Source organism: uncultured Ligilactobacillus sp. (assembly GCF_948826705.1).
Taxonomy (GTDB): Bacteria; Bacillota; Bacilli; order Lactobacillales; family Lactobacillaceae; genus Ligilactobacillus.
Map to the genome: position 1 here is coordinate 1 of NZ_CAQLEL010000038.1, position 9,168 is coordinate 9,168.

Genomic DNA, 9,168 nt, shown 5'->3' on the forward strand with positions numbered 1-9,168 from the left:
AAAATTGAGAGACCTCTAATTACAAAGGAGCTTTTTTACTATGGAAAATAAAGAATTGATCGTCAAAAATGCACGTGAATATGTATATGATGCTTTGAATAATGAAGGTAGTGGTCATGATTGGTGGCACGTTTTTCGTGTTACTAATAACGCTATCGAAATTGCTAAACATGAAAAAGCGGATATTTATATTTGTGAATTAGCAGCATTATTACACGATATTGCTGATGGAAAGTTAAATGAAAGCGAGGAAGCTGGCCAAAAAAGGGTACATACATGGTTGGTCGAGAATCATGTGTCTAGTGAAACACTAGATCATGTTATGGATATTGTTTCAAAGATGTCATTTAAGGGTGGAAACCAAAAAGAAAATGTTTCTACTTTAGAAGGAAAAATCGTTCAGGATGCTGATCGTTTAGATGCTATGGGGGCAATGGGAATCGCACGGGTAATGTGTTATTCAGGCCACGTTGGACGTCCAATCCACGATCCGGCTATGAAGCCTAGAGAAAATCTCACTTTGGAAGAGTATCGCAATGGTAAAGATACAGCGATCATGCATTTTTACGAAAAATTGCTTAAGTTAAAGGACACTATGAATACAAGCTATGCCATGAAGCTAGCGCAGGGGCGACATGAATTTTTGAAAGTATATTTGGATCAGTTCTATCAGGAATGGGATGCCAAGCGCTAGTAGTTGGCTATATTTACACCAAGTGAGATCAAACAAATATAAGTTATAAAGAGCAAGTAGTGACTATTTCATTACTTGCTCTTATTTTTCTGAATAGATCCTGATTTTTAGGTGATAAATTGTGTATGGATAAGCTCTTTTTAGGGAGCATAATGTTTTTGTGTGGTCATTAGACCTTGTATTATTACTTTATGAAGTGAGGTGGTAGCATGCACAAGATTTTGATAGTAGATGATGATCTGGAGATCCTAAAGCTTATAAAAAATGCGTTAGAACTAAAAAATTACGCAGTAACAGTACTTCAAGAAGTTACGTTGCCAGTAAAGTCAGCCGAATTTCAAGGTTACGATCTGCTCTTATTGGATATTATGCTGACTAATATCAATGGAATCGAGCTTTGTAAACAACTTAGACGTCAGATCGCAACTCCGATCATCTTCATCAGCGCTAAAGATACCGAAGGTGATATTTTGCAAGGCTTGGCAAATGGTGGGGATGACTATATCGTTAAACCATTTAGTTTAAAACAACTAGTGGCTAAAGTTGAAGCTGATCTAAAACGAGAAGATCGGACTAAAAAAGCTCACGGTAAATTTAATACAGTCAGAAGAGATCTCGGTCAGATCACATTTTATTTAGAAGAAAAGCAGGTCTATATCGGTAGTAAGGCCATACCACTTACCAAACGTGAATATGCGATCTTAGAGCTTTTATCACGTGATCTGACTCGAGTCTATACACGCGAGGAGATCTATTTTAAGGTTTATGATGAATCTGCTGATGTTCTTTTTCGTTCGATCTCTGAATATGTCTATCAAATACGCAATAAATTTTCAGTATATGGGGTAGACCCGATCAAAACAGTGCGGGGAATGGGGTATAAGTGGAATGATCAGTAAATACACGATGCAACAGCGGATCTTACTTGCGGTTTTGGAGGTCATCATTGGAAGTTTACTGGTCGTAGTTACTTTATTTTTAGGTTCATTTTTACTGGTACAAAGTGGACAATTGAGAATATTTAATGAGGCTAAAGTAACTTTTGATAAAAATATTAGTCGGCAGGATATAACTAAAACGATGAAGGATATCCCATATGACTATACACTTTATGATGCTAAAACTAAGCACTTGTTAACAGGGAAATATGCTTCTAGTGACCTCAATAATTTTGAAATTGCTAGAGATAATAAGCGAGATCTGACTGTAGATACAGTAAAATTCAAATATTTTGCTGATAAAAATTATATCCTCATTATCCGCCAAAATAGTATGCCAGAATTTGCTGATCAGCGTTTACGCGTGATCTCATATAACCAATTTAGTTATCTTTTTGTAACGTTTGGAATTCTTTTAGTGATAGTGATCGTTGTCGTTAAACTTGTACGTGAACTGGAAAAAGATTTCCGCTATGTCGAAGAGATCGCGCTGTCCATGGGCGAAGGGGGCACTGCTCAGCCTAGAAAGCATGTCAAGATCGTTGAGTTTGAGCAAATATTGACTAATCTTTACAAAAAAAGTGATAAATTAGCTTGGTTGGTCGAAAAAGAACGGTTAGAGAAAAAAGATCTATCCTTTCAAATAGCCGCTTTGGCCCATGATGTAAAAACTCCGCTGACAGTTGTTAAGGGTAATGTTGAATTACTAGAAATGACTTCGTTGACCTCAAAGCAGATTGAATATTTAGCTTCGCTCAAGAAAAGTATGACGATATTTGAACGTTATTTCAACAGCATGTTGACCTATACACGGCTGTTAAATGATGATAAAAGGGAAGAAGTGAAAGTATCGGACTTTATTTCTGAGCTAGTTGTAGAATTTAACGAAATAGCCAAAACTTATCAAGTTGAGTTACAGACAAAACTAGAAATAGAGAGTAAGTTTTTTTGTGGTGATCGCTTAGCGCTCAGCCGAGCAGTCCTAAATATTTTTGTCAATGCCTGTCAGCATGCTAAAAAAGATGCTGGAAAAGTTACAGTAACGTTTAAAGAGACGGCAACACAACTGATATTTGAAGTCTGGAACAACGGAGCACCCTTCTCTAAAACCGCTAAGAAGAATGCGACTAAGCTATTTTTTACAGAAAATGGGGGACGTAATCTTGATAGGAAAAATTATGGGATCGGCTTGGCTTTTGCTAAAGCGGTCAGTTTAAAACACGGTGGGTATCTTAAAATATCTGATCCACCAGCTGGTGGCGCTAAAGTCAAATTGTGTATAGAAAAGATCTAGAAAATTATCTAGGTCTTTTTGTTTTGCTGGAAAATCTGAATGATCTATGAATTTGCCTAGCTATAATACCAAAAACAAAGGAGGCGACAAAAATGAATATAGAAATACAAAAAATATCAAAAGCCTTTAAAACTAGCCAAATTTTAGATGAAGTGAGCTTTGGGATAAAAAGTGGAACGATCTGTGGTCTGTTAGGGATCAATGGTGCAGGAAAATCAACTTTGATGAAGATCATCGCTGGTTTAAAAAATGCTGAGCAAGGACAGATATTTTACAATGGCGAGACGGTGATCCCTAAGGAAAATTTGGGAGCTTTGATCGAAGAACCCGCGATCTATAAAAATCTATCGGCTTTTGATAATTTGAAGACTAAAGCTTTGTTGTATGGCATAGATGATGACCAAATAAGAGATATTTTGAATAAAGTTGGCCTAAAAAATACAGGTAAGAAACGTGCAGGAAAATTTTCAGTAGGGATGAAACAACGTTTAGGGATCGGGATGGCACTTTTGACAAAACCAGCTTTTCTCATTTTAGATGAGCCGACAAATGGTTTAGATCCTACAGGAACAGTAGAGTTATTAGCGCTGATCAAAGAATTGAGCACGCAGGGGATGACGATATTACTCTCAAGCCATCAACTCAATGTGATCAGTCAAGTTGCCGATCAGATCGTTATTTTAGACAAAGGAAAGGTCCGCTACGATGATCGTAGAGAAAATGTGGTAGATCTTGATCGGAAGTTTTTTGAGATCGTTCACGGAGGTGTTTTGGATGCGTGAGCAAAATTTAACAGCGATTTTTAGTTCAGAGCGTTTAAAATTGAAGAAAACAAAGCGCTACTCGCTACTCTTTTCAGTAACCTTAGCTGCACCAGTGCTAGCCTATCTTATAGGTGGTGTTTTGATCTTTATTCCTTTTACGCTATATTGGTGGGAAGCCTTATTTTTGTTTCTATTAGATAGTCTGTTGTTTTTAAGTGATGTAAAGCGTGAAAAAAGTGCAGGAAACTTTCAAAATATTACGAGCACAGCAGTTAAAAAGCAGGTCTATTTTGCTAAGGTAGCCTTTAACTTTAGGGCTTTATTTGGGGCCAGCTCAATATTATTTGGGACGATCTATTTAGTCGCTTTGTTATACGGGGGACTTTCACAAGTAGAGAGTTTGCAACTTATAGCTGTTATCTTAGCTCTTTTAGTTACAAGTTTATGGAATATCTTCTTTATCTATTATTTATCCAATTGGTTAAATGCATCTTTAATAGTTGTTATAAACAGTTTACTGTGTTTGTTTATCGCACCTTTAGTGGCTCAAACTAAACTATGGTCGCTCTTTCCATATACTTATCATTATAAGGTAGTGGAGGCTTTGATCGGACTTAAGCCAAATGGAGTTCAGTCGCCTGATTTTTTAAATGTTGATTGGAAAATGTTGGGCAGTTCAGTTATCTTAGCGTTGTTGAGTGCAGTGCTGTTTTCTTGGTTACTAGGGAGAAGATCGAATGTTTAAAATAGTAAGAAGTGAAAGTGTGAAGTTGAAGGGGAGTTTCCAGCTATATTTTGCAGTCGGTGTGATGGTGCTCCAATTGGTGACTGTGGTCCCATATGTACTTTTGTTAAAAAATGGGGTCGCACTAGTTGATGTTGCGTTGCTTACATTTGCGGTTTATCCACTGGTGACCAGTATGAGTGCTGTTTTGCTTTTTGAGCAAGAAAAAATGGCTGATTCGTTTCAAGAGATCAGATGTTATCCCAAAAAATATCAACTTTGGGGGATCAAAGTGGTTTTGAATGATTTTTTATCAGTCGGTGCACTGATGAGTACATGGCTGATTTTAGGTCAGATAAAACTAGCACTGAGCGCATTTTTTTTGATAGTTTTACTTGAGCATATCCATATTGGACTGGCCTTCTTTGTTGACCAGACCAAAAATATCCTGTTTGGTTTTTTAGAGGTCTTATTTGTCATTTTTGCAAGTAACAAGGCTTTGTTGAATGTTTATGTATTGCCAGTGATCTTGCCAGTAAATTATATTTTTCGTCCTAGCAGTTTATACTTGCTCCTATATGTTAGCTATCTCATCTTAGCGACATGTATCGTATTGTGGGGGATTCGGCGCTTAGATCAGTGATGTTTTCATTTATCTTATCCTTGTCATTTTAGGATAAAGGACGGTAAGCTGAATAAAAATAGTAGACAAGAGACAAGAAGGCAAGCATATGCTTTGTTAGTGGTCTAAAAATAACAAACAGGGCAAGTAGCTCGTATTGATGCGTTCTACTTACCCTGTTTGTTATTTTTGGTGGTTAGCGATATGATCTTTTGCGATCGCTGCCCCATAGATCAGGGCTTCGATCACGGTGATAAAGAAGCTGACTGGCCAATCAGTGAGATAACTGAAGTATAGTCCAAGCCAAACACCGGCTAAAATGAAGATGAAATTTAAAACGATCATCTGGTAGAGCCGATGGACGAAATATTTTGTCGCCGAAGCTGGGATCGTTAAGAGCACAAAGATCAGTAAAGCACCGACGATCTGAGCCGTAATGCTGATCGTTAAAGCGAGCATCACTAAAAAGATGATCGAGATCGTTTTGTTGAAGCGCTGATTGTACTGAGCTCCTTGCGAATCAAAGGAGTTATATGCTAGACGCTTGAACAAGAGCGTGATCGTCAACAATAGTAAAATGCTAAGTGCGATCAAAACTTCGATATCGCTGCGATCGATCCCAACGATGCTCCCAAATAAAATACTTGTCGCATAATTAGCTTGTTTATCTGAGAGTGATAAAAATAAGATCCCAAGCCCTAAGAAAAGACCAGAAAAGACGCTGATCGAAGCCTCACGCCGTCCGATCCGCTCACCTGACATCCCGATCAAAAGGGCACTAGCAGTCGTAAAAGTCAGCATCCCCGCTAAAGGAGAGATCCCGATAAAGATCCCAAATGAAGCCCCAGAAAATCCGATCTCAGAGAGCGTATGAGTGAAAAAAGATGTTTGGCGTGCTACCACAAAAGTCCCCATAACACTACAGATCAAAGCGATGAAGACCCCCGCAATAAAGGCATAGCGCATAAAATCATAAGCAAACATTATTTTTTAGCCCCCTTTTCAAGTAAGATCCCAGTTTGATCTTCTAGATGAAGTTCATAGTCGGCATATCGTTCGATCAGTTCGGGATCGTGCGTGATAAATAGGATCGTTAGCCCATGTTGTTGCATGACCTCACGTAGCATTTGTAACAATTCATGTTTGTTGGTCGTATCTAAGCTCGCTGTGGCTTCGTCCAAGATGAGTAACTTAGGATCAGCACAGAGCGCTTGAGCTAGATAGGCACGTTGCTTTTCGCCCCCGGAAGCTTTGCCTAAGGGTTGATCTTTGATACGAGTCAGTTTTGTCTCCGCTAAGATCTGTTCGAGTTTTTCGTTTAAAGGCTTGCGGTTCCAAAAGAAATTGCGCTTTTTGAGACCAAAAGCTACGAAATCTTTGATGCAAAGTGGATATTCATCATCAATGTTGCGCAATTGCGGTACGTATTGGACTTCATTACGCTTGACATTAAAGACCGTGTGGACGGTATAGTTGTTAGCTAGATCTTGTAATAAGTGTTTGACAAGCGTTGTTTTTCCGACCCCATTTTCACCTGTGATACAGGTCAAACTACCTTGAGGGATCTCAAAAGAGAGATTGGAGAAAAGTTTGCGGTTGGGGATGGAAAGATCCAAGTTATGCACTGATAGGATCGATTTCATGAATAACTACTTCTTTCTATTTTTGAGTATCTAAGACGGCTTGGTATTCGTTTTGTAGCCAAGTTACATATGTCTTATTTTTAGGTAGAGTTTCAGTAACTTTGACGACAGGAATATTATTTTCTTTGCAAAGGGCAACGATATTTTTGATCACTGAGCTATCACTTTGGGTATTTTGGACAAAGAAAGCGATCTTTTTGTCTTTGATATCGTTTTGCAATTTCTTGATGTCAGAATATGATGGATCGCTACCTTCTTCAGTTGCTTTAGCGAAGTGACTGTTAGCGATCTTGTAACCCATTTTCTTCAAAGAATAGTCAAAGACTGGTTCTGAAACAGCTACTTTTTGATTATTGCTGTTTTGTTTGATCTTGTCTAGCATTTGTGTTAATTTAGCTAAAGTTTTTTTGTATTTAGTAGCATTTTTCTTGAAGGCAGCATTATTTTTAGGTTGCATTTTACCAAATTCAGTTGCTAAACGATCAGCGAGTTTTTCCATAGTCGTTGGATCATACCAGAGATGTTCATTTTGGCCTTCCTTGACTTTCATGACATCAGCCACAGACAGATATTTTTTTCCGTTTAATTTTTTGACCCAGTTATCGTAGCCAGCACCGTTATAGATGACAAGATCAGCTTTGGAAACGATCTTAGCTGTTTTAGTTGTTGCTTCAAAGTCGTGGGGATCGATATTTGGGCTAGTGATCAATGAAGTGACTGTTCCGTGATCGCCTAAGACAGCCTTGGCAGTCTCGCCATAAAAATCAAGAGTTGTCACGACATTTAGCTTGTCAGATGCAGCGACAGTGTTTTTGTGATCCAAGGTGAAAAATGCCAGAAAAGCACTCACGAGTAAGATGAAACTAAATAATTTTTTTCGCATGATAAATATATCCTCTCTTAAATTGTAATGATTACCATTAACGATACTAACGTTTGAAACTACTACTGTCAAGCGTTGTGGAGCCTAAAAAGATCCAAATTACGATTAAGTATTTTAAAAGAACACGTCAATTAAACTTTGAGAGCTTTTGAATTACGATTTAAAAAATTCTAGGAAAAATTTTGTTAGAGTTTTTAGTGTTAGATCTAAGTCCATTTTAGTGCCAGAAATCCCGGTATAAAGCTAAGTCTTTAGGCTTGAAAAATCCTATGCGCAGATCCAAAATAAGGTCAGAAGGGGATGGGGAATTTGAGTACTTATGAAGAGGCTCTTAAAAGTTGGAACTTGGCGGGCTTTAAAGATGGAATGATCTTTTCGTGGATCATCTCAGAGCATAAAGACATTTGTTTAGAGTTGTTGCAACTGATCTTGCCTGATCTAGGGATCGTGGACGTTAAAAACATCAAAAAAGAAGATACGCATAAGCAAAATACTGTCTTTCATGGGGTACGCTTTGATATCTATGCTGAAGACGATCGTGGACGAATGTATGATATCGAGATGCAGGTCAGTGATGACCATGATTTAGGTAAGCGGATCTCATATTATCAAAGTTATTTGACCCAACATGCTTTAGAAGCGGGGCAAGACTATAATGACAGGGTCGATACGTATGTGATCTTTATCTGCGATTTTGATTTTTTTGGTGCAGGTTTACCGGTATATACGACTGAAGTGCGCTTAAAAGAAAGTGATCTGATACTTGATACAGGGGAACACAACATTATTTTAAACGCTAAAGCTACGGATTTTTCAGCTGTTTCACAAGGATTGGCGGCTTTTTTGAAATATGTAGATACAGATGTTCCGACGAGTGCTCTTACATGTAAGATAGCCGATGATATTGTTATTTTGAAAACTAACACGCAAAAGGAAGGTGATTACATGTTCTATGAATTAGAGTTTCGCTCGCGCCTTGCTAGGGAAACAAAAAAAGTAAGTAAAGAGGCACGAAAAAAAGGCCTAGATGAAGGGCGAAAAGAAGGTAGAAAAGAAGGTAGAAAAGACGCTACGGAAGCGATTGCGGCGATGTACCGGACGGCGCTTGAGGGGGAAATACTGGAAGTGTCGTCTCCAAAAGCCGCGGAAATGGGGAAAATTCTGGAAAATACATACAGGAACATCAATGTGGGACTGATCAATGAGCTTGCCATGCTGTGCAATAAAATGGACATTAACATATGGGAAGTAATTGAGGTGGCAAAAACAAAGCCCTATGGATTTCAGGCATTTTATCCGGGACCCGGGTTGGGAGGACACTGTATACCGATTGATCCGTATTATCTGACATGGAAAGCAAGAGAGTACGGCTTCCACACTTCAATGATAGAAAGCGCAATGATGATTAATGACAGAATGCCGGAGTACTGTGTACAAAGGGCGGAGCACATTTTAAACCGGGATAAGATTGCGATGAACGGGGCGAAGATTTTAGCGCTTGGGATTGCGTATAAGCCGGATATCAATGATTACCGGGAAAGCCCTGCTATTTTAGTCATTCAAAAGTTAAAGAAGCTGGGCGCGCAGGTGGAATATTACGATCCAT

10 protein-coding genes are annotated in these 9,168 nt (G+C 38.5%); 7 read left to right on the plus strand and 3 right to left on the minus strand.

The annotated features are described in order from the left end of the window. Positions 1-40 precede the first annotated feature (40 nt). From Q9Q35_RS02130 to Q9Q35_RS02155, 6 genes are all read left to right on the plus strand, one after another. Positions 41-694 (plus strand): HD domain-containing protein, encoded by a 654-nt coding sequence (locus Q9Q35_RS02130; protein WP_304651915.1) that lies wholly within the window; start codon positions 41-43, stop codon positions 692-694. Positions 695-903: 209 nt separating this feature from the next. Then, the gene (locus Q9Q35_RS02135; protein WP_304651916.1) at positions 904-1,593 is read left to right on the plus strand and encodes a response regulator transcription factor; all 690 of its coding nucleotides are present in this window, start codon (positions 904-906) and stop codon (positions 1,591-1,593) included. Beyond that, positions 1,583-2,926, plus strand: coding sequence for a sensor histidine kinase KdpD (locus Q9Q35_RS02140; RefSeq protein ID WP_304651917.1), 1,344 nt, complete (start codon positions 1,583-1,585; stop codon positions 2,924-2,926). The genes Q9Q35_RS02135 and Q9Q35_RS02140 overlap by 11 nt, the downstream gene beginning before the upstream one ends. 92 nt (positions 2,927-3,018) lie before the next feature. Beyond that, positions 3,019-3,708 (plus strand): ATP-binding cassette domain-containing protein, encoded by a 690-nt coding sequence (locus Q9Q35_RS02145; protein ID WP_304651918.1) that lies wholly within the window; start codon positions 3,019-3,021, stop codon positions 3,706-3,708. Beyond that, on the plus strand, positions 3,701-4,435 hold the full coding sequence (locus tag Q9Q35_RS02150) for a lantibiotic ABC transporter permease (RefSeq protein ID WP_304651919.1): 735 nt from the start codon (positions 3,701-3,703) through the stop codon (positions 4,433-4,435). Before Q9Q35_RS02145 ends, Q9Q35_RS02150 begins: the two co-directional genes overlap by 8 nt. Beyond that, on the plus strand, positions 4,428-5,057 hold the full coding sequence (locus Q9Q35_RS02155; protein ID WP_304651920.1) for a hypothetical protein: 630 nt from the start codon (positions 4,428-4,430) through the stop codon (positions 5,055-5,057). The genes Q9Q35_RS02150 and Q9Q35_RS02155 overlap by 8 nt, the downstream gene beginning before the upstream one ends. Before the next feature lie 162 nt (positions 5,058-5,219). Here the strand turns inward: Q9Q35_RS02155 and Q9Q35_RS02160 are convergent, their stop codons facing one another. Genes Q9Q35_RS02160 through Q9Q35_RS02170 form a run of 3 tightly spaced genes read right to left on the minus strand, consistent with a single transcriptional unit; the run spans position 5,220 to position 7,562 of the window. Further along, complete coding sequence (locus tag Q9Q35_RS02160; RefSeq protein ID WP_304651921.1) at positions 5,220-6,020, minus strand: metal ABC transporter permease; 801 nt, start codon at positions 6,018-6,020, stop codon at positions 5,220-5,222. Further along, positions 6,020-6,679, minus strand: a complete 660-nt coding sequence (locus tag Q9Q35_RS02165) for a metal ABC transporter ATP-binding protein (protein WP_304651922.1) — start codon at positions 6,677-6,679, stop codon at positions 6,020-6,022. The genes Q9Q35_RS02160 and Q9Q35_RS02165 overlap by 1 nt, the downstream gene beginning before the upstream one ends. Positions 6,680-6,695: 16 nt before the next feature. Next, the gene (locus Q9Q35_RS02170) at positions 6,696-7,562 is read right to left on the minus strand and encodes a metal ABC transporter solute-binding protein, Zn/Mn family (RefSeq protein ID WP_304651923.1); all 867 of its coding nucleotides are present in this window, start codon (positions 7,560-7,562) and stop codon (positions 6,696-6,698) included. Positions 7,563-7,871: 309 nt separating this feature from the next. Here Q9Q35_RS02170 and Q9Q35_RS02175 point away from each other — a divergent pair. Continuing rightward, the coding region (locus tag Q9Q35_RS02175) for a nucleotide sugar dehydrogenase (protein WP_304651924.1) at positions 7,872-9,168 on the plus strand (1,297 nt) is incomplete at its 3' end.

Coding starts and splice junctions, on each gene's coding strand:
- Q9Q35_RS02150 (WP_304651919.1), top strand. CDS start 3,701: ATGCGTGAGCAAAATTTAACAGCGATTTTTAGTTCAGAGCGTTTAAAA.
- Q9Q35_RS02140 (WP_304651917.1), top strand. CDS start 1,583: ATGATCAGTAAATACACGATGCAACAGCGGATCTTACTTGCGGTTTTG.
- Q9Q35_RS02170 (WP_304651923.1), bottom strand. CDS start 7,562: ATGCGAAAAAAATTATTTAGTTTCATCTTACTCGTGAGTGCTTTTCTG.
- Q9Q35_RS02165 (WP_304651922.1), bottom strand. CDS start 6,679: ATGAAATCGATCCTATCAGTGCATAACTTGGATCTTTCCATCCCCAAC.
- Q9Q35_RS02135 (WP_304651916.1), top strand. CDS start 904: ATGCACAAGATTTTGATAGTAGATGATGATCTGGAGATCCTAAAGCTT.
- Q9Q35_RS02130 (WP_304651915.1), top strand. CDS start 41: ATGGAAAATAAAGAATTGATCGTCAAAAATGCACGTGAATATGTATAT.
- Q9Q35_RS02160 (WP_304651921.1), bottom strand. CDS start 6,020: ATGTTTGCTTATGATTTTATGCGCTATGCCTTTATTGCGGGGGTCTTC.
- Q9Q35_RS02155 (WP_304651920.1), top strand. CDS start 4,428: ATGTTTAAAATAGTAAGAAGTGAAAGTGTGAAGTTGAAGGGGAGTTTC.
- Q9Q35_RS02145 (WP_304651918.1), top strand. CDS start 3,019: ATGAATATAGAAATACAAAAAATATCAAAAGCCTTTAAAACTAGCCAA.